16 protein-coding genes are annotated in these 20,624 nt (G+C 70.1%); 1 reads left to right on the plus strand and 15 read right to left on the minus strand.

The annotated features are described in order from the left end of the window. Positions 1-26 precede the first annotated feature (26 nt). Both ACFWX1_RS15520 and ACFWX1_RS15525 read right to left on the minus strand, forming a co-directional pair. On the minus strand, positions 27-818 hold the full coding sequence (locus ACFWX1_RS15520; RefSeq protein ID WP_378387697.1) for a GNAT family N-acetyltransferase: 792 nt from the start codon (positions 816-818) through the stop codon (positions 27-29). Between the two features lie 42 nt (positions 819-860). After that, positions 861-2,222, minus strand: coding sequence for an MFS transporter (locus ACFWX1_RS15525; RefSeq protein ID WP_378387699.1), 1,362 nt, complete (start codon positions 2,220-2,222; stop codon positions 861-863). Between the two features lie 74 nt (positions 2,223-2,296). Between ACFWX1_RS15525 and ACFWX1_RS15530 the strand changes: the two genes are divergently transcribed. Then, positions 2,297-3,106 carry a class I SAM-dependent methyltransferase gene (locus ACFWX1_RS15530; protein WP_378387701.1) on the plus strand — a complete coding sequence of 270 codons (810 nt, stop codon included), beginning with the start codon at positions 2,297-2,299 and terminating at the stop codon, positions 3,104-3,106. A gap of 71 nt (positions 3,107-3,177) precedes the next feature. Here the strand turns inward: ACFWX1_RS15530 and ACFWX1_RS15535 are convergent, their stop codons facing one another. From ACFWX1_RS15535 to ACFWX1_RS15595, 13 genes are all read right to left on the minus strand, one after another. Next, positions 3,178-4,362, minus strand: a complete 1,185-nt coding sequence (locus ACFWX1_RS15535) for an Ig-like domain-containing protein (protein WP_378387703.1) — start codon at positions 4,360-4,362, stop codon at positions 3,178-3,180. A gap of 226 nt (positions 4,363-4,588) precedes the next feature. Next, positions 4,589-5,893 (minus strand): MFS transporter, encoded by a 1,305-nt coding sequence (locus ACFWX1_RS15540; protein WP_378387705.1) that lies wholly within the window; start codon positions 5,891-5,893, stop codon positions 4,589-4,591. A gap of 18 nt (positions 5,894-5,911) precedes the next feature. Next, positions 5,912-6,877 carry a biotin-dependent carboxyltransferase family protein gene (locus tag ACFWX1_RS15545; protein WP_378387707.1) on the minus strand — a complete coding sequence of 322 codons (966 nt, stop codon included), beginning with the start codon at positions 6,875-6,877 and terminating at the stop codon, positions 5,912-5,914. After that, on the minus strand, positions 6,874-7,536 hold the full coding sequence (gene pxpB, locus ACFWX1_RS15550) for a 5-oxoprolinase subunit PxpB (RefSeq protein ID WP_378387709.1): 663 nt from the start codon (positions 7,534-7,536) through the stop codon (positions 6,874-6,876). Before pxpB ends, ACFWX1_RS15545 begins: the two co-directional genes overlap by 4 nt. Next, positions 7,533-8,312, minus strand: a complete 780-nt coding sequence (locus tag ACFWX1_RS15555) for a LamB/YcsF family protein (RefSeq protein ID WP_378387711.1) — start codon at positions 8,310-8,312, stop codon at positions 7,533-7,535. Before ACFWX1_RS15555 ends, pxpB begins: the two co-directional genes overlap by 4 nt. Before the next feature lie 4 nt (positions 8,313-8,316). Further along, a complete protein-coding gene (locus ACFWX1_RS15560; RefSeq protein WP_378387713.1) occupies positions 8,317-9,483 on the minus strand; it encodes a pyridoxal phosphate-dependent aminotransferase in 1,167 nt (388 codons plus the stop codon). Continuing rightward, entirely contained in the window at positions 9,483-10,736 is a 1,254-nt protein-coding gene (locus ACFWX1_RS15565; protein ID WP_378387715.1) for a glutamate-5-semialdehyde dehydrogenase, read from the minus strand. Before ACFWX1_RS15565 ends, ACFWX1_RS15560 begins: the two co-directional genes overlap by 1 nt. A 1-nt stretch (position 10,737) precedes the next feature. Then, positions 10,738-11,799 (minus strand): glutamate 5-kinase, encoded by a 1,062-nt coding sequence (gene proB, locus ACFWX1_RS15570; protein ID WP_378387717.1) that lies wholly within the window; start codon positions 11,797-11,799, stop codon positions 10,738-10,740. Further along, positions 11,796-14,156 (minus strand): condensation domain-containing protein, encoded by a 2,361-nt coding sequence (locus ACFWX1_RS15575; protein ID WP_378387719.1) that lies wholly within the window; start codon positions 14,154-14,156, stop codon positions 11,796-11,798. The genes proB and ACFWX1_RS15575 overlap by 4 nt, the downstream gene beginning before the upstream one ends. 36 nt (positions 14,157-14,192) lie before the next feature. Beyond that, positions 14,193-15,752: an AMP-binding protein gene (locus tag ACFWX1_RS15580; RefSeq protein ID WP_378387721.1), complete on the minus strand. Its 1,560-nt coding sequence runs from the start codon at positions 15,750-15,752 to the stop codon at positions 14,193-14,195. Between the two features lie 19 nt (positions 15,753-15,771). Beyond that, positions 15,772-16,476 (minus strand): alpha/beta fold hydrolase, encoded by a 705-nt coding sequence (locus tag ACFWX1_RS15585; protein ID WP_378387723.1) that lies wholly within the window; start codon positions 16,474-16,476, stop codon positions 15,772-15,774. Further along, on the minus strand, positions 16,470-19,607 hold the full coding sequence (locus tag ACFWX1_RS15590) for an amino acid adenylation domain-containing protein (protein WP_378387725.1): 3,138 nt from the start codon (positions 19,605-19,607) through the stop codon (positions 16,470-16,472). Before ACFWX1_RS15590 ends, ACFWX1_RS15585 begins: the two co-directional genes overlap by 7 nt. Then, on the minus strand, positions 19,601-19,831 hold the full coding sequence (locus ACFWX1_RS15595) for an acyl carrier protein (protein ID WP_378387727.1): 231 nt from the start codon (positions 19,829-19,831) through the stop codon (positions 19,601-19,603). The genes ACFWX1_RS15590 and ACFWX1_RS15595 overlap by 7 nt, the downstream gene beginning before the upstream one ends. Positions 19,832-20,624 lie beyond the last annotated feature (793 nt).

Below are 20,624 nucleotides of genomic sequence, written 5' to 3' on the forward strand. Positions count from 1 at the left end.
GACGCGGCTCCACCCGAGGGTTGAGTTCAGGGCGCGACGGCGAATTCCGTGAACCGCCCGCAGGCCTCGAAACCGAGCTTCCGGTAGACCGCTTCACCGTCCTCCGAGGCCTGCAACACCGCGATGTCGTACCCGGCCGTACGAGCGGTGTGCAGGGCGGCGAGCGTCATCGCGCCGCCGAAACCCCGCCGGCGGTACGCGGCGAGCGTCGCGATGTTGTAGATCCCGGCGACGTCCGCGTGCAGCACCACCTCGGCGGCGCAGACCGGATTTCCCTGGTGGTAACCGATCAGCAGCCGTCCGGGACTGGCCGGCGCGAGTGCCCGGCCCGCCACGCCGCGATAGAAGTCGACGACGCCCGGCGCGGGCGGTTCCCAGTTCGCCGACAGGATCGCGGCGAACGCGGCGAGTTCGTCCGGTCGCTTCACCGGGCGGATGTCCAACCCCTCGACAGGTTTTGCGGCCGGGACGGCGGCGAGTTCCGCCCACATCGCGGTCTCGGACTCCGACTCGGCCAGCCCCGCCGCGACCAGCCGTGCCGAGAGGTCGTCCGGCGCCGGCACCGGGCCTACCCACCACGAGAAACGACGCCCGGTCGCGCGCAGCGCGGACACCGTCTCGGCGATGCGGGCGTCGGCCGTTTCGGGGGTGAAACGCGCAGCGGCGACAAGGTTGAAGGTGTCGTCGTCGATGCCGCTGTCGGCGATCAGCAGATCCTCGGCCCGCGTGACGCGGGCACCGGGCAGCGCCGGGTGCAGGTAGCAGGCGTGCTCGGCGAGATTGCGCTCCATCCGCTCGAGCAGGGAAGTCGGGATCATGTGCCCCAGCCGATCATGGATCGCCTGGCACGGCCAACCGGTTTATGTCGCGTTGACTGTTTCCAAACGGCGCCCGGTGGTGCGCGGGCCGAGCAGCGCGACGTTCAGCGCCACCAGTGCCATCGCCGCCGCGACGACGGTGAACAGCGTGCCCGCGCCGGCGTCGTGCAGCAGCGGCAACAGGACGAACGGAAGCACGCCGCTGGAGATCCGGGACAGCGAGTAGGTGCCGCTGGTCGCCGTGCCGCGCACCGCCGTCGGGAAGATCTCCGCCTGGTAGATGTGGAAAGCGTTCGAGAAGACGTTGCTCAGCACGGTGTAGCCGAAGCCGAAGACCAGGATCATCCAGGTCGCGGTGGCCAGCCCGAACGCGAGGCCGAAGGCCGCCATCGCGATCGCCGTCCCGATCACCAGGTGCTTGCGCTCCACGCGCTCGACGATCGGCAGCGAGAGCGCCGCGCCGACCGGGTAGCCGAGGAACGTCAGCGCGCTGAACAGCAGCGACTGGACGATCGGGAATCCCTTGGCCACCAACACGATCGGCGCCAGCGTGCCGAAGCCGTAGTACCCGAAGCTCTGCAACAGGTGGAACACGGTCATCATCACCGTGCGGCGCCGGTAGGGCGGGACGAACAACGCGCCGACGCCCGCGGACTCGGCGGGCACGGCGGTTTCGGCGGCGGGCTCCGGAAGTTCCCCGTGCGCCGCGCGGGCGTCCGCCTCGAAACGGGCGACCACCGCCTCGGCTTCTTCCTTGCGCCCCACCGATTCCAGCCACCGCGGGGACTCCGGCAGCCCGGACCGGAGCAGGAAGACGACGACGGCGCCGAGCGCGCCGAAGACGAACATCCAGCGCCAGCCCGCGATGCCGAGCGGCGCGGCGGGAACCAGCCAGCGAGCGAGGAAACCGCAGAGCGGCACGGCGAGGAACGACAGCGTGTACGCCCACGCGGTGTACCGGCCGCGGTGTTTCGGCGGCAGGAGATCACCGAGGTAGGTGTCCGAAACAGGCGGTTCCGCCCCGATGCCGATGCCCGCGAGGAACCGCGTGATCACCAGCATCACCGGCCCGGTGCTGAACGCGCCGAGCAGCGAGAACACCGAGTAGACGCCGAGGCTGAGCATGAACGCGCGACGGCGTCCGAGCCGGTCGGCGAGCAGGCCCATGCCGATCGCGCCGAGGAACATGCCGAGGAAGGCCGAGGCGAGCAGCACCGCGAGCGCGTTCTTGCCGAGCTGCATTTCCTTCTGCAGCACCGTTCCCAGCACCCCGGCCAGGAAGATCTCGTACATGTCGAAGAACAGCCCGAGTCCGATCGCGACGGTCGCGAGCCGGTGCTGCCGGGTGATCGGCAGGCGGTCCATCCGCGCCGCGATCGTCACCGTGCCCACCGCGTCCGTCATCGCCCGCACCTCTTCCGTCCACGATCTGGGAGAACCGTTGCACTATATGGGACACTGGTTCTACCGTCGAGGGCATGACGACAGCGGATCGCGCCTACGGCCAGGGCCACGCGGAGAGCGTCGTCCGGTCCCAGCACTGGCGAACGGTCACGAACTCGGCCGCGTACCTGGCACCTGAGCTACGTCCCGGCCGCACCCTGCTCGACATCGGCTGCGGGCCCGGCACGATCACCCTCGACTTCGCGCGGCTGGTCGCTCCTGCTCGCGTCATCGGCCTTGACGTCTCCGAGGCGATCCTCGAGCAGGCCCGCGTCAACGCGGCCGACGCCGGCGTGGAAAACGTCGAATTCGCACTAGGCGACATCACCGCACTCGACGCGGCCGACGACACGTTCGACGTCGTGCACGCGCACCAGGTTCTGCTGCACCTCACCGATCCGGTGGCCGCGTTGCGGGAAATGCTGCGCATCGCCAAGCCCGGCGGCGTCGTCGCGGCACGCGACACGGACTATTCGGGCGCGATGTGGTGGCCCGCCGACCCACGGCTGGAGCGCTGGCGCGAGGTGTACCGCGCGGTCGCGTACGCCAACGGCGCGGAACCGGACGCCGGGCGCCGTCTGCTGGCCTGGGCACACGCCGCGGGTGCTGCCGACGTCACGCCCAGCGCGTCCATCTGGTCGCACTCCACCCCGGCCGAGCGGGCGTGGTGGGGCGGCATGTGGGCGGACCGGATCCTCGATTCCCGCATCGCGGAACAAGCGGTCGAGGGCGGTCACGCCACCCGCGGTGAGCTGGAGGACATCTCCGCCGCCTGGACGGAATGGGCCGCGCATCCGGACGGCTTCTTCGCCATCCCGCACGGCGAGATCCTCTGCCGCGTCTGATCCGGCACAAAAACGTGCTGGACCCCGGTGTCGGGATCCAGCACGTTCCGGATGCTGCGGGTAGGTGCGGCTCAGCCGTGCAGGGCGCTGCCCGCCTGCCAGGCGGACCAGTCGATGGCCCAGTCGCCGTGCCCGTTGTTGATGTTCAGCTGCGGGCCGCCGGAGTTGGTCACCTCGACGACGTCGCCGACGTTGAAGTTGTCGAAGAACCACTTGGCGTTCTCGGTGTTCATGTTCAGGCAGCCGTTCGAGACGTTCTGGCTACCCTGCACGCTCACCGTCGCCAGGTTCTCGTGCAGGTATTCGCCGTCGCCGGAGATCTGGACGTCCCAGTTCTCGGGCGCCTTGTAGTAGCCCGGCTGGCCCTCGCACACGCCATAAGTGCAGGAGTCCATGATCATGTGGGCCTGCTTGCCCAGCACGGTGTGCGTCCCGTTGAACGTCGGCGTCGGCCCGCGCGGCGGGGTGTTCTCGGTCTTGCCCATGCTGATCGGCGCGGTCTTGACCAGCTCGCCGTTGTGGAAGGCCTGCATCTGGTGGGTGTTGCCGTCCGCCTTGGCGATCCAGGAGTCGTGCACCTTGTACGTCGCCGAGACGTCCGGGCCGCCGTAGACGCCGCCGCTGATGTCCTGGCCGAACGTCGTGGACTCCAGCTTCACGGTGGAGCCGGCCTTCCAGTACGCCTGCGGCCGGAAGTGCGCCTCGCGCTTGTTGACCCAGTACCAGCTGCCGCCCTGCTCGGGCGAGGAAGTGACCTTGAGGGACTTCTCGACGGCGGCCTTGTCCGGGACGTCGCGGTCGAACTTGACGCCGATGACCAGGCCGACACCGAACGTGCCATCGGACGTCGGCTGCAGGAGCGTCGGCGTCACAACGCCCTTCGGCGTGAGCGTGTGCACCTCGCTCCGCTGCTCGACCGGCTTGCCCTCCTTGTTCACCGCGGTGGCGACGACCTGATACGTGGCCCCGTAGCGGAGCTGATCGTCACTGGTCCAGGTGACCTTGTCCGCGGAAAAGTCACCCTTGACCGTATTGCCCGTCTGCGGGTTCGTGACCGTCACCGACTGCAGGGTGCCGTCACTCGCCTTGACCACGATCGGCGAGCGCGGGCTCAGCTGATCGCTGCCTTGACTGACGACCGCGACCTTCGCCGCCGGCACCACGTTCGGCGCCGACTGCGCCACCCCGACCACCTCGGTCTGCCCGCCGCACGCCGTCAGCAGCAGCGCCAGCGCACCCAGACCCGCGATTCGCATCCTCTTCACGACAGTTCAGACGTCCCTGCCCCCGTTTGCGTTGTGCGATCGCCGGAAGTTTGTCGACCAGTTATCTTCACGGCCGGTTTTCCACGCAGAGCGACCACAACCCCGCCGGTGGATCACGCACTGTGTCCACAGTAGACAGGAACGGCGCGCCGGGAGTGTCCAGAGACGAAAGGGCACACTTCACCCTCCAAAGGGCACAGGTCCACGTGGACCTGCCTCAAGCCCGGGGAGTCGCTGGCTCCGCGCCCGTGGAAATCCGCGTCTCCATGGCGGCGGCCACCGGCCGGGAATAGACCCGGAGGAAGGGGACGACGACGGTCAGCGCGAGCAGGGTGAACACCGCGAACGCGATCCTGACCCCGGCCCACTCCGCCAGCAACCCGGCGCCGAACCCGCCGAGCGGCACCGAACCCCACCCGAACAGCCGGGCGACGGCGCTGTACCGGCCCATCATCGACTCGTCGACCAGCGTCTGGCTGACGGTCCGGGCGTTGACCACCCACAGCCCGCCGCCCAGCCCGCCGAGGAACGCACCGACCGCGACCACTCCGACGTTCGTGCTGAGCGCGGGAAAGGCGACCATGGCTCCGGTCAGGAAGATGTTGGCGAACATCACCCGCCGCCGTCCGAAGAGCCGGTTGGCGGGAGCCACCAGCACGGCTCCGCAGGTTCCGCCGACACCGAGCGCGCCCACCAGCAGGCCGTACGCGGCGGTGCTCACGCCCATGGCCGTGGTGGCGTACAACGGCATCAACGCCAGCCAGGCGCCCCACAACGCGTTGAGCACGGCGACCAGCAAGGTCATCACGCGCAGCACCCGCTGTTCCCACAGATACCGCAGGCCCTCGGCGATCTGCGCGTGGATCGCGGGCCGGGCCGCCTCGACGTCGCCGGGGCCGGAGGCACCGGCCGCCCGGAACCGGCCGACCAGGAAGATCAGCGTGGCCGCCGTGATCGCGTAGGTGATCGCGGTGGCGCCCAGCGCTATTCCCGCACCCGCGGCCACCAGCAGGCCGCCGAGGAACGGCCCGATGAATTCGTTGCAGACCGTTTCCGACCCGGTCAGCCAGGAGTTCGCGCGCTCCCGTTTCGGCCCGGAAACCACCGAGGGCAGCAACGCGGCCGCGGAGGTCAGCGCGATCACCTCGGCGACACCGAGGATCACCCCGCCGGTGTAGATCATCGCCAGATTCAGCGCACCGGCCAGCACCGCGACGAGGAAACCGCCCACCACCGCGACCCGGACGGCGTTGGCCAGCCACAACAGTTTCCGCCGGTCCGCGCGGTCGACCAGGACACCGACATGCAGCGCCGTGAACAACCACGGCAGCATCAGGGTGGTCAGCACCCCGGAGATCAACGCCGGTGAGGTGGTCAGCGAGGTGGCGATCAGCGGCAGCGCCACCTTGAGCACGCCGTCGGCGAGGTTGGTGGCCGCGGTGAAGACCACCAGCACGGCGGTGTTCCGCGCACTGGGATCGGCGGAAGGGACGACCACCTCCGCTTGTACCGGTTTCGTCATGACCGCTCCCTTCCCTCTTCAGCTGGTCCTTCGAGCGGCCCGGACCGGGACGCCGACGCTGGTGAACGCGGTATGTGCCCGGCGGGTCAGGTCGTCGAGTGCTTGACGTTGCCGCCGACGGTCCGCGACGGCTTCCTCGAACGTGCGGAGCCGGAACCGCAGCCGATGTCCCGGTCTGGCCTGGCCCAAAGCGGACAACCCGGTCCGGGTCACGACCGCGATCACCGCATAGCCCGCCGTGATCGGATGAGAGCGGCGCAACACCAGCAGTTCGTCCCCGGGCGGCAATTCGACCGCGCCGGCGGGAACCCCTTTGGACAGCAGATCGGTCCGGGCGACCCCGGACGGCGCCGGGCCGTCCAACCGGACTCCGACGTCGTCGCTTTCGGACTTGACCACATAGGTGGCGGTGGTCAGGGCCGCCGCCACCGGCTCGTCCGCGTCCGGGCCCGCGGTGATGTCGAGGGTGAGCGGGTCGGCGAACCGGGGTCTGCGAGCGCCGAACACGAAGACGGGATGGCCGTCGGGACGGTAGCCGCCGCGCACGTCGATCGTCGCGCCCGCGCGCAGCCAGGTGCGTATCCCGAGTTCCGGGGCGGCGGCGCAGCTGCCGAGCGTCCGGTCGACGTGCCAGTCGCCGTTGACCGCGACATAGGCTCGCAGGCCACCGGTGAGCCGAGTGAGGGCCACGGGTTCGTGCGCGGCGATGCACAGGGGGTCCCAGGTCCGGCGGACGGACCCGCCGACGGTGACGGTCACCGGCGCTCCGGTCACCGCCACGAACGCCGCTTGGTCCGTGGTGAACGCGAAGTCCGACGCCGTTACCTCGATCAGCGGCGCGTCTTCCGCGTTGCCTGCCAGGATGTTGGCCACCGCGGCCGAGTACTGGTCGGCGGCGCCGCCCGCCGGGATGCCCTGCCGGGCGAAGCCGGGCCTGCCCAGATCGGTGACGGCGGCGAGCCCCGCTCGCCGTACCCGGATCATGAGCGCCCGCCTGAGGCGGGAATCGGCACGAAACGGAACCGATCACCCGGCCGGTACGGCGCCATCGGCTCCCGGGCGGGATCCACGAGCCGCAGCGGTGTCCGGCCGATCAGCCGCCAGCCGCCCGGCGAAACCACCGGGTAGACCACCGCTTGCGTGCCGGAGACGGCCACCGAACCCGCGGGCACCGTCGTGCGTGGACGCGAGCGGCGGCTCACCCGAGCGGGAAACGGTGAGCCGTCGAGCATCGGCGCGCCCGCCGGGGCGCCGAGGAACCGCACCACCCACTCGGCACCGGCGTGCAGCCGCACCACCTCGTCCTCGCTCAGCCCGAGTTCCCCGGCGACGTCCGCGAGATCGGGACCGTGCTCGCCGCCGTAGACGACCGGGATCTCGAACCGTCGGAAAACCGTTGGCGCGCTTGGGTTTTCCAGGGTGCCCGCGAGACGGCGGACCCGGCTGGCCAACTCGTGGTGTCCGGTACGGACGCAGTCGAACGCGACGAGCAGGCTGTCGTAAGTCGCGACCAGATCGACCAGCCCGATCACACTGGAAGACTCGAGGGCGTCGGCGAGGCTCTGCACGATGTGCCACGCCGATCCTTCGCCAGGCCGGACCAGCAGCGCCGAGTCACCGCACGGCACGATGTCGAGCTTCATCGCGCACCCCGGTTCGCCAGTACGTCCGTGAGCGGGGCGACACACACTCCGGCCTGGTCCAGTGCGGCACGGACACCGCGCGCGAGGTCGACCGCGCCCGGGGTGTCGCCGTGCACCAGCACGGTGTCGCAGGCGATCGGGAGGTCCCGGCCGGTGACGGTGCGCACCACGCCGCCGGTGACCGCCCGCACCACCCTGGCGGTCACCTCGGCGCGATCGGTGATGACGGCGCCCGGTTCCCGGCGGGGCACCAGCGTGCCGTCGTCGCGGTAGGCACGGTCGGCCAGCATGAGGACGGCGACAGGCAGCCCCGCCCGGCTCGCGGCTTCGGCGAGCACACCGTCCTGGGTGACCACGGCCAGCGAGCGGTCGTAGGCGGCCACCGCGTCGACGACGGCTTCCGCGTACGGCCGCTCGGTCATCGCCAGATTGCCGAGGCTGCCGTGCGGGGTCACGTGCCGCAGCCGGGTGCGGCACGCCCTGGCGAACGCGCCCAGCGCGCCGAGCTGGTAGAGCACGTCGGTCCGCACCTCGTGCGGGGTCAGGCTCATGGCGCGCCTGCCGAACCCCGCCAGGTCCGGGAACCCGGGATGCGCGCCGACACCGATCCCGCGGCGGGCGCACGCGGCCACCGTCTCCTCCATCAGGCGGGGGTCACCGGCGTGGAAACCACAGGCGACGTTCGCGGAGGAGACGACGTCGAGCAATGCCGCGTCGTCGCCCATCCGGTAGGCGCCGAAGCCTTCCCCGAGGTCCGCGACGAGGTCGACCCGCACCGTCCTACCCGCCGGTGTTCGCGATGAGCCGGGCGATCGCGTCGATGCCGCGCCGGATCCGCTCGGGTGTTTCGGCGCCGACCGAGATGCGGACGTAGTGATCGCAGGACTCCCCGTACGCGATCCCGGGAACCACGCTGACCCCGGACTCCCGCAGCAGGCGCTCGGCGAATGCGTCCGACCCCAGCGTCGAATCTCCCAGCGACGCGAACAAGTAGAAGGTCGCCGAGCCGGGCAGCACCTCGATTCCCCGCTCGGCCAGCCAGCCCGCCACCTCGTTCCGTGTCTCGACCACACGCTGGATTTGCGGCCGCGTGCGCTCGATGAGCGTGTCGAAGTTCTCGGCGAGATAGCGCGTCAACGGCGTCGGCGCGCAGGTGATCAGGTGCTGATTGACCTTCAGGATCTGCTCGATCAGCGTGCGGTGGGCGATGACGTAACCGACCCGCCAGCCGGAAATGCCGTAGTTCTTGGACATCGAGTTGATCGTCAGCGTGTGCCGCTTGCCGGAATCGGCGGCACCGCAGGCGACGAAGCGGGTGCCGGGCGCGACGAATTCGTTGTACGCCTCGTCCGCCACCAGCAGCAGACCGTGCCGCTCGGCCAGTTCGTGCAGGAAGTCCAGTTCGGCCTGCGTGTAGACCCGGCCGCTCGGATTGTTCGGGTTGTTGACGATGATCGCCCGGGTCCGGCCGGTCACGTACCTGTCCAGCTCGAACACACCGACGTCGTGCGGCACCGAGACCGGCACGCCGCCGCAGAGCCAGACCTGCGTGGCGTAGCTCAGCCAGGACGGTTCGAGCACCACGACCTCGTCGCCGGGCTCCACGGTCGCCAGCAACGCCAGGTAGATCGCCACCTTGGAGCCCGCGGTGATCAGGATTTCGTGGTCGGGGTCGACGGGCAGGCCGAACTCGTCGCCGTAGTACTTGGCCAGCCTCCTGCGCAGTTCCGGCAGGCCGCGGGAATGCGAGTAGTGGTGCAGTTCGTCCGGCTCGAATCCGCCGAAATCCGGGGCGGGCACGTCGAAGAACGACTCGCCGAGCGACAGCGTGACGATGTCGTGCCCGGTCGCTTCGAGGTCGTAGACCAGGTTGTTGTACTTGATGGAGATCGCCTGGTCGACCGTCTCCAGCAGCGCACTGGGCCGCAGCGGGCTCCTGCCGTCCATCAGGCCACCTTCCTGGTCTGTCCGGTTCCCCAGACGACGTTCTTCGCGGTCATCAGCGCGGTCAGGCCCATCGGGCCCCGCGAGTGCAGTTTCTGTGTGGAGACGCCGATCTCGACGCCGTAGCCGAACTCGCCGCCATCGGAATAGCGGGGCGAGGCGTTGACGAACACGCTGCCGGAATCGACCTCGCGGGCGAACCGGTTCGCCACCGCGATGTCCTGGGCGACAATGCCTTCCGCGTTGCCGGTGCCGTACTCCCGGATGCGCGCGATCGCTCCGTCCACATCGGACACCACGCGGACCGCGAGAACGAGGTCCAGGTATTCCGTCGCCCAGTCCTCGACGGTGGCAGCCACCGCCTTCGGCCACGCCTCGCACACCTTGGCGCAGCCACGGATCTCGACCCCGGCCGCGGCCAGCTCGTCGAGTGCCTGGGGCAGCCAGTCCGCCACCAGATCCTCGTGCACCAGCAGGGTTTCGATCGCGTTGCACACGCTCGGCCGGGACGTCTTCGCGTTGACCGTCACCTCGGTGGCCATCTCCCGCCGCGCGGAGGCGTCGATGTAGAGGTGGCAGTTGCCCGCGCCGTCGATCACCGTCGGCACGGTCGCGTTCCGTTCCACCGAGGCGATGAGGTCCGGGCCGCCCCTCGGCACCAGCAGGTCGACGTAACCCTTGGCGCGCATCAGTTCCAGCGCGGCTTCCCGCGATGGGTCGTCGATCAGCTGCACGGCCGCGGCGGGCACTTCGGGATGCGCCGCGATCGCGGCGTCCAGTGCCGCCATGATGGCGCGGTTGGTGCGCATCGCCGTCGACGATCCGCGCAGCACGGCGCAGTTCCCCGACTTCAGGCACAGCGCGGCCACCTCGGCGGTGACGTTCGGGCGAGCCTCGTAGATCACCGCGACGACGCCCAGCGGTTCCAGCACCCGTTCGATGCGCAGACCGTTCGGCCGGGTCCAGCCCTCCACCACCCGCCCCGACGGATCGGGCAGGTCGATGATCGTCCGGATGGCGGCGGTCAGCCCGGCCGCCCGCCGCTCGGTCAGGGTCAGCCGGTCCACCAGCGTCGCCGAGGTGCCCGCCGCCCTTGCCTCCGCGACATCCTCGGCGTTGGCCTCGATGATCGTGTCCAGCCGCGTTTCGATGGCCGTGACCATGTCTCGCAGCAGTGCGTTCTTCTTCTCCGTGGTCAGCTGCGTGATCACGGCCGAGGCCGCGACCGCGTCCCGGCACTGATCCAGCACGGTCATGTCAGTCCTCTCCGATGCGTACGTAGTCGGAACCGGCGAGCAGGGCGGTGCCCGGCGCGCAGCCGAACTCGACGGTGTCCGCGGCGAACCGGATGCCGCCACGGGCGAGCAGGCGCTGGTCCGGACCGGTCAGGTCCACCACGTCACCCGCGCGGAACCTGCCGCGCGCGGTGGTGATCTGCACCCGCCGCAGCGGTTGCCGGTGTTCGATGGCCCGCTGCCCGGCCGGGCCGCAGGTGATCGCGCCCCTCGGCGGAGTCCGGAAAGCACGCCACAACCGGCCGGCCGACGGCGGATTGCCACGGATCGGGCGCGGTGCGAAGTCGGTTCCCACCGCGACACCGCGGTAGGCGTCGGTGAGGACGGCGGGATCGGCGGTGTCGGCGATGACGGTGCGTACCCCCGAATAGGTGGCGATCCAGCACGCGGCCAGTTTCATCCGCATACCGCCGGTGCCCCCGTCACCCAGCGAGTCCCCCGCCAGGGCTTCGAGCTCCGGAGTCAGCGACGGCACGTGACCGATCCGGCGCGCGTTCGCGCCCAGCATCGGGTTGCCGTCGTAGAGACCGGGCACATTGGTCAGCAACAAGAGAAGCTCGGCGCGGAGGAATCCCGCGAGCAGTGCGGCGAGCACGTCGTTGTTGCGGACGCCGAGCGCGTCGTTCTCGTTGACGATCGGCAGGAAACCGTGCCGGTGCATCTCGTCGAGCAGCGCCCGCACGCGGGCACCCCGGCTCGGCTCGATCAGGTCGTGCGGGGTGAGCAGCACCTGCCCCGTCGTGAGGCCGCCGGCCGCGAAGTGCTCGCGCAGCGCCGGATAGAGCACGCCCTGCCCCAGCGCGGCGGCCACCTGCTGGGCGGCGTCCTCGGCGGAGGCCACCCCGGGATACGCGGTGCGGCCCACGGCGATCGCGCCGGAGGCCACCAGCACCGGTGCCAGACCGGCCGCGATGCCGCGATGGATCGCCGTGCACAGCCGGTCGACGCGCTGGGGATCCACGCGGCCGTCGGTGATCAGGGAACTGGTGCCGATCTTCAGCACGACGCGGTTGCCGGTGTTCACGCCGCGTCCCGCAGGCCGAATCCGGCGATCGCGGCGGCCACTTCCCGCGCGGCCTCGTCCCGCAGCACGCCGTGGTGGTCGGTGTCGACCATCAGCACGCTCGGGCCGCGGAACCGGCCCGCCCATTCCTCGCACTCGCTCGGACGCAGGTCCGCGCCGACGATCAACGCGGCGACCGGCAGTTCCGCCGCGCGGACGTAGGCCTCGCCCATCCCGGCGTGCCTGGTGTAGGCGCGCCACCGCTCCTCCAGCGTCTCGGCGGGGATCGGCTGTCCGCTCGCCGCCAGCCAGGCGGCGAGCACCCGGACGCGGAACTCCGGCTCGCCGGCCAGCACCGGCAGCCCCGTGGTGAACGCCGCGGCGAAGGTGTCGAACAGCTCGCCCTCCGGGGTGGGCGAATACCCCACCGGCGGCGGAGAATCCAGCAGCACCAACGGTTTCGCGGCTCCCAGCGGCAGCTCGCAGGCCATCTCGTAGGCCACCAGCCCGCCCATCGACCAGCCGCCGAGCAGGTCCGGCTCGATCCCTTCCGCCGCCAGGTCAGCCGCGAAGCGTCGCGCCATGTCGCGCACGCTCGTCGCGGGTTCCTGTTCCCGCGAAGCCGTCACCCGCCAGTGCGCGGGGAGCGCCTCGACGATCGCCCGGAAGTCGCTCGGACTACCGCCCGCCCCGGGAACCAGGTGCAGGTGCGGGCCGGTGCCCTCGCGCAGCACGACCGTGGTCGTGGTGGTGCCGTCGCCCGGCTCGTCCTCGTTCCCCGCCAAGAGGGACACCAACGCGCGCGGCGTCGGCTCCGCGAGCCATTCCACCGCGTCGACGACCACCCCGGTGGCCTCCTCCAGCGCGGCGCTGAGCCTCAGCAGGAGCAGGGAATTGCCGCCCGCAGCGAAGAAGTCCACGTCCGGGCCCTCGGGCGGCGCGCCGAGCAGGTCCGACCACACCGCGTCCACGTGCCGCCAGGCGGCCGACTCGGGGTGAGCCGCGGCGGCGGTCTCGTGCACGTGGCCGGCCCGTGCCGGGGTGGAGCGGGTGCGCACCTGGATGCTGCCCACCAGCTGTTCCGGGTCGGCCGCCAGCACGGCGTCCAGATCGGTGAGCAGCGCCTGCGCGGTCACCTGGTCGTAGCGGCCCGTGTGGTACTCGACCTCCGCGTGGTACGTGCCGTCGACTTCCCAGGTGGAGATCGAAAAATCCGCCCTCGCCGCCCGGTTCGGGCTGGGCAGCAGGGTCAGCCCGACGTCGCCGAGCGCGAGCCCGGTGCCGATCGGCCCGAGATGGCTCAGCCCCACCGGGCAGTCGTCGGTCAGCGTGCGCCGGGTTTCCTCGGGCAGCGCGCCGAACACGAACGGATACGGCGCGGACTGGTGCGTGAGCATCGCCCAAGCGTCGTCACGGGCGGCGGTGACGACGTCGAGCACGCGGTCGGTCGCGGCCACGTGCGCCCGGGACAGGCACAGATTGGCGAGATAACCGACGAGACCCTGCTCGCGCGGAGTCATCCGGTTGGCCATCTCGGTCCCGATCGTGACGTCCGGCCCGGCGCCCCCTCGGGCGAGCACGATGTGCATGGCGGCCTGGAAAACGGCGAACGGCGTGGCGAAGGTGCTCGTGGTGAGAGCCGCGATTCCGGCCGCGGCCGCTTCGCTGAAGGTGTGGCGGAACACCACGCCGGGTGCGCCGGGCACGAACTCCGCGTCGGTGGTGGCAGCGACAGTGGTGGCGGCCGCGCCTGCCAGCCGGCCCCGCCAGTACTCGACGTCGTCCGCCCACCGCGTGCTCGTGGCCGTCTCCCGCTGGCCCGTCGCGTAGTGGTGGAACGGCTCAGGTTCGGTGGCGAACTCCGGCTCCCGGCCGGCGACCGCGGCGGCGTAGGCGGTCGACAGATCCTCCATCACCAGCTGCAGTCCCCACCCGTCGAGGATCAGGTGATGGACCGTGAGCACCAGTTCGTGCCGGTCCCCGACCCGGACGGCGGCGAGCCTGGCCAGTGGCGCGTGCTCGAGCGCCATCGGCTGTTGCTGCGCCTCCTCCGCGATCAGCCGCAGGAGCACGTCCGTGTCCACGTCGCCGGGATCGTCCACTTCGACCCGGCGCACTGGCGCGTGCAGCTCAGGCTGGACTCGCAGCAGCACGTCCTCGCCCGGCCTCGACACCGAGGTCCGCACCACGTCGTGCCGGTCGACCACGCACTGCCACGCGGTCGCGAGCGTGGCCGGATCGATCGCGCGCTCGGCGGCCAGCCGCCAGGTGATGTGGTAGACCGACTTGTTCTTCGCCCGCTGGTGCAGCCACCACATCGCCTCCTGGGTCGGCGTGGCCGCGGCGGTGACGGTCGCCCGTTCCACGTCGGTGTGCACGGATTGGCCCCTTCCTCGCAGGTATCCGGATCCGGCTCAGCGGCCGGGGAATCCGTCGACGAGACGACGTCGGTCGACTTTGCCGTTGTCGGTGATCGGGAACTCCTCACGGTGGTGGAAGCCCCGCGGCCGCATGTACCGCGGCAGATCGGCGACCAGCCCGGTCAGCTCCTCCTCGGCGAGCGGGGTCCCGAGGTAGAAGGCGTGCAGGTCGACTTCCCCGTCCGCGGCGGGAATCGTGACGACCACGGCCTCGGAGATCGCGCTGTGCCTGCGCAGGGCACTTTCGATCTCGCCGAGCTCCACCCGGTTGCCGAGCACCTTGACCTGGTGGTCGACCCGGCCCTGGTGCACGAGTTCGCCGTTCTCCCGGCGGATCCGGTCCCCGGTGCGGTACCAGTGCGCGGCGGTGAGCGGCGTGCTCCCGTCGTAGACCGTCACCTCACCATCCACAATGGACACAAAGCGGCCGATGTTGTCGGCGGGGTCGAGATAACCGGGGAAGCGCTGATCGCCGCGCACGCAGAGCTCTCCGTCCTCCGACGGGCGGAGATCCTCATCGAGCAGCACGTATTCCAGGCGGGGGAACACATCCCCGATCGGCAGCGAGCCGTTCGAGGTCTCGATCCGCTCCGCCGGGTCGGCAGGCACCTCGTAGGCGGTGACGATGCAGGCGCACTCGCTCGGCCCGTAGCAGTTGATCACCGCGGTGTTCGTCGCGGCCGCGGTCCACGCCTCGACGTGTTCCACGGTGAGCGCCTCGCCACCGAACGAACTCAGCTCCAGCGTCGGCATGCTGCCGGGGCCCAGCGCACGCAGCCGCTTGGCGAACCAGATCAGCGACGGCACGGACATCCAGTGCGTCAGGCGCCGGGTGTTGATGAACTTCACCGGCGCGAGCACGTCCGCGCGCTGCGCGACGACCACCGCGCCACCGCCGCCCCACGTCCCGAACATGGCCAGCGCGTGCCCGTCGAAGCTCAGCTCGAACGTCTGCGCGCCACGGGAAGCCGGCCCGAACCGGTAGCGCTTCGCCACTTCGGACAGGAACCCGGAGACGTTGGCGTTCGTGATCGGCACGCCCTTGGGGCGGCCGGTGGTGCCGCTGGTGCAGATCAGGTACGCGGGATCGTCCGGATCGGGCTCCACGACCGCCGGGACCACCAGCGCGGGATCCGTTTCCAGATAACGCTTCCAGCTGTCCCCGGTCAGGTCGAGGATGTCGACGCCGGCGTTCGCCCGGTACTCCGCCGCGCCGTCACCGGCACTGTCGTCGACCATGGTGAGGTCCAGTCCGGCCTCGGCGGTGATGCCCAGGTTGCGGGCGGCCGGGTTGGCCGGGTTCATCGGCACCACGGTCGCGCCGAGCCGCAGCGCCGCCAGGTAGGCGATGTAGCCGGGGGTGCTGCGCGCGGTCAGCAACCCGATCCGCTTGAGCGGGCCGTCGTGCGCGGCCCGCATCGCCCCCGAAACCTGCTCCACCGCGCCCAGCAGCTCGCGGTAGGTGTAGGTCTCGGCGCCGACCTCCAGCGCGACGTTGTCCGGGTACGCCTTCGCCGAGGCGTGGAACCAGTCGAAGAGTGAACGGGTTGTCATAACGGCAGACTCCTGGGGTTCAGTGGGCGAGGAAGGACGCCAGCGGGTCGCTCAGAGCCAGGAAGTTCTCCGGCTTGGCCACGGAGTAGTGATCGACGTCGACGGTGTGTTCACGCAGGTCCGGCGCCAGCTTCCGCCAGGCGGCCAGGTTCTGCTCCCGCGCGTCCGCCGGCTCGGCGCAGGTCACCAGCAACACCCGGCCCGCGTACGGACGGTCGACGTTGTTCTCGGCGAGCGCGCTCAGCTGCCCCAGCAGCACGCCCTTCAGCCGCGCCGCGCTCTCCTCGTCGGGGCTGGGGCCGAGCTGACCACCGATCTTGCCGAGCAGCCAGTCGGTGAACTCGGCGTCTCCCACGAAGGGGAACGGTGACGTGTCCAGCAGCACCAGCGCGGGCTGCACGCCACGCTCGGCCAGCCGCTGGCACACCTCCCAGCCGATCACGCCACCCATCGACCAGCCGACGATCAGCGACGGCTCGATCCCCGCGTCATCCAGCGTCCGCAATGCCGAATCCGCCATGTCGGACAGGCGGTTCTCGGGTTCTTCGCCTGCCACCAGTCCCGCCGCCCGGATGCCGTACACATTGCCGGTCTTCCCGAGGAATCCCGCCATCCGCAGGTAGTAGGCGAGACCGCCGCCCGCACCGGGGAGCAGCACGTAGGAGGGCCGGGATCCCTTGCGCACCAACGGGATCAGCCGGTCGTTCTCCGTCACTTTCAGCATGGGTCCTCCTGTGCCGAGTGGATCAGCGCGGCCAGCGTGGCGATCGTGGGCGACGCGAAGAACTCACCCATCGCCAGCGTGACTCCGTAGGTCTGCTGGATTTCCGTGAAGGTGGTGAAGATGTTCAGCGAGTGCGCGCCGTATTCCAGCACCGGCCGGTCGCGGACGATGCCGTCGACCTTGAGCACGCGGGACCACAGCGCGGCGAGCTCACGTTCGAGGTCGCTCTCGTACTCGACGGCCACCGGGGTGTCGTCCTGCCGCTGGGCGGCGAGCAGCTCGTCGACCATCCGGCCGAGTGCCGCGCGATCGGTCTTCCCGGTGGCCGTCGCCGGGATCCCCGGCACCGTGAATATCCACAATGGACGCATGTACTCGGGCAGTGTCGCCGCGAGATGGGTGCGCACCCGCTCCGGGTCGGGCGTCGCGCCGGGATGCGGGACCAGCAGCAGCGCGAGCTCCTTGGCGGCGCCTTCGCCGTGCACCACCGCGACGGCCTGGCGTACCCCGAGCACCCGGGTCGCCACCGCCTCGATCTCGGACAGCTCGACCCGGTTGCCCCGGATCTTCACCTGGGTGTCCAGCCTGCCGAGGTAGATCAGCTCGCCGCGGTGATCGCGGACCACCAGGTCCCCGGTGCGGTACATCAGGCCGGATCCGGCGAACCTGTCCGGCACGAACCGTTCCCCGGTCAGCGCCGGATCATTGCGGTAGCCGTCGGAGAGGCAGTTCCCGCCGAGATACAGCTCGCCGGAAACACCGGCGGGCGCGAGGTGGCCGGTCGCGTCGACCACATACGCGGCCACGCCGGGCAGCGGCGTCCCGATCGGCACGTGGACCGGCCACACCGCGTCCTCCGCGGACAGCCGGCGCGTGGTGACGGCCTGGGTTTCGGTGGGGCCGTAGTGGTTCACCAGCTCGCAGTGCGGGTGTTGGACGAAGAACTCGCGCAGCTGTTCGTCCACGAGCAGCTGCTCACCCGAGACGCAGAGCTTGCGCAACGCCGGCAGCCGCGTTCCGTGGTCCAGCGCGTGCATCACCAGCGGACGCAACGCCGCCACCGGCAGGTACACGTGCGTAGCTTCGACTTCGGCGATCCGCCGCAGCACCGCGGCGAAGTCGCGTCGATCGGCCGCGCCCCGCGACACCACCGTGCCGCCGCTGAGCAAGGTCGGCAGGATTTCCTGGAAGCACACGTCGAAACCGAGCGGCGCGTACTGGAGGAAGCGGGTGTCGCGGTCCATGCGCAGCGCGTCGGCCTGCCAGGCAGCCAGCTGGGTCAGCCACCGCTGTCCCATCTGGACACCCTTGGGCGCTCCGGTCGAGCCCGAGGTGAACATGACGTAGACCGGCGCGTCCGGATCGCTCGCGGCCTCGCCGGGCTCGGCCTCCACCAGTTCCTTGACGGCCACCGCGGGCACGTCCCGGACGATTTCGTTCCCGGCTACCAGACGGCATTCCGCCTTGTCCACCATATAGGCCAGGCGTTCGCCCGGGAGATTTTCGTCGAGGGGCAGGAAACCCGCGCCACGGCGGAGGATCGCGAGTATCGCGGTCACGGCGTCACCGAGGTTGTCGGCGGCCAGCCCGACCAGGTCACCCCGGCCGACGCCCTGTTCGGCGAGTCCGCCGGAAGCCCGCGCGACCGCGGCGACGAGCTCCGCGTAGGTCAGCTGTCGTCCGGGTTCCTCGATGGCGATCGCGTCCGGGCTCTGCCGCGCCGTCGCTTCGACGCCCTCGACCAGCGTCGGATACCGCGGCCGGGAGCTCCAGCCGTCGGACCGGGTACTGGCCGCCGCCGACGCGTCGGTGAACAGGTCGGCCAGCGTCCGGGAACTGTCGTCCCACGCCCGCCGCAACGCGGTGCGCAGGGAGGTGAGCAGGCCATCGGCCACGGCCGGGGCGATCAGTTCCTTGTCGTACTCCAGTTCCAGCAGCCAGCTGCCGTCCACCGGCGTCGCGCCGAGCCACAGGTCGAACTTGGCGGTGTCGTTGCCCGGTTCGCTGACCCGGCGCACGGGGCCGTCGGACCCCGCCGCGAACGTGTCCTGCATCGCCAACATCGCCGAGAACAGCGGGTTGCGGTTCGTCGTCCTGTCCGGCCGCACGTCCGCGACGAGCTGGGTGAAACTGATATCGGTGTTGGCCCGGCAGAAGTCGATCGCCCCACTGACCACTGTGGACAGATGCTCGGCGACCGAGCGGTCCCAGTCGACCGAGACGGCCACCGGCAGAGTGTTGACGAAGAATCCGCACAGGTCGAAGGCGCCGATGGTGCGCCTGGCCAGGAACGGGCAGCCGACGAGCACCTCCGGCACATTGCCGTGCCGCGCCAGCACCGCGCCGTAAATTCCGGTGAACAGCACGAACGGGGAGACGTCGAGCCGCTGGCAGAGGCGGTGGAGCGCGGCCGCCTCCGCGTCGTCGAGCCGCCACCGCACCCGCCCGCCGGTGAAGGAGGTCTGGGTGGGCCGGCCCGGCCGGGGAGCCAGCTCCAGCGGCGGCACCGTACGCAGCCGCTCCGCCCATGCCGCGGACCGCTCGAGCGCTGCCGCGGACGTCGAAGCCCGTTGCTGTGCCGTCACTTCCTTGAGGTAGGCGCGTTCGCGCAAACTGACCTTCGCGTCGATCTCCGCCGGGGTGAGCGGATCGGTGAGCATGCGCTCCAGGTCGCCGACCATCGGACCGACCGAGAGCCCGTCGAGGATGATGTGATGGTCGGCCAGCAGGACCACCGAGGCGCTGTCGTCGGTCGCGCGCACCGTGGCGAACCGGTACGCCGGGCCGTTCTCGAGATCGAACTCGGGCCTGCCGATCTTGTGGGCGGTGGCCGCGACCGCCGCCTCGAAGTCGGCAGGCGCCACGATCACCCGTTCGCACGGGACCGTGGGGGCCGCCGGGGTGAGCCGGGCATGCATCTCGGGCAGCACGCCGAAGGTCTGGCGGAGCGCGGGCTGCATGGCGACCATCGCGGCGAGCGCGGCCTCCACCTGGGCGGCGTCATGATGTGGATCGAGGTCGAACCGGACCAGCATGTTGTAGACCGGCTGCCCGGCGGCGCGGTTGTGCACGACGAGGAGCCCCTGCTGGGAGCCGGTGAGCGGAAAGCGTGGCCCCGTCTCGGTCAGCATTCGGTGGCCGCCAACCGCGTCAGCCAGGCCTTGAGGTCCCCGATCGTGCGTACGTCGACGAGGTCGGCGAGATCGATCTCCGCGTCCTCGTCGGAAACCACCTCGACCGCCAGCCGGAGCAATGCCAGCGACTCGATTCCCGCCTCCAGCAACGGCGTCGCGTCGGTGAAGCGCCCAGTGGCGTACTTCTCGATTGTCCGATCGAGATCCGAAGTCACGGGCATACCCCGTCCCCTCTCGCGATAGTTCTACCTGGGCACTTCCGTTTTCGACCGCGTTCACCCCACCGCGCGATTGCGAAAGATCCCGCAATCACCGGACGCACACTGGTTATCCCGAACGCGAAGTTTCTCGGCGCTTCGAACAACCTACCTGCTGTTCGACATCGATGTGACGCTCGATCCTGCCCTTGCGGGCAACCGAGCAAACCAGAAGAGCGGACAATACACCTTCCGTTACGCCCCCACACCCAAACGAAGCGATCTTCAATTTCTCACATCTTTTACCATGCACAACAACCTTGAATTTCGTGCCGAACGCATGGCATTTCCCGGGAAGAAGTCACACCCCGGCGCCGGATCGATGGGTCACTGCTGATAGCGCAAAGCGATCGCGCACTTCCTTGCCGAGGACTTCACCCGGTTGTTCGTGTGCGACGTCGCAGTCACGTTTCACGGCCTCCACGTCGCCAGCGAGCGGTGATCGTGGAGGAACCATGACGTCGATTCTGGCCGACGGCAACCACTACGCCAACGACTACTGTCTGGTCTTCGAACTCCGGGATGGCCTCATTCACCGGCCCAGCCCTCGGCAGCTGCACTCCAACTGGATGCACCCCCGGCGTGTCCCCACTGGAGCGGTTGAGCGGACCTAACGCGTCAGCACACGAACCGGACCGAGGGAACCCACCCAGCCACAAGGATGGGGGTCCGGGGGCCTTCCCCCCGCTGGGGGGTTGGGGTGGGGGCCACACACCAACACCAAGATAACCCACCGAAAAGCCGTGCCCCCCCAACA

The organism is Amycolatopsis sp. NPDC059021, from assembly GCF_042739895.1.
Lineage (GTDB): Bacteria > Actinomycetota > Actinomycetes > Mycobacteriales > Pseudonocardiaceae > Amycolatopsis.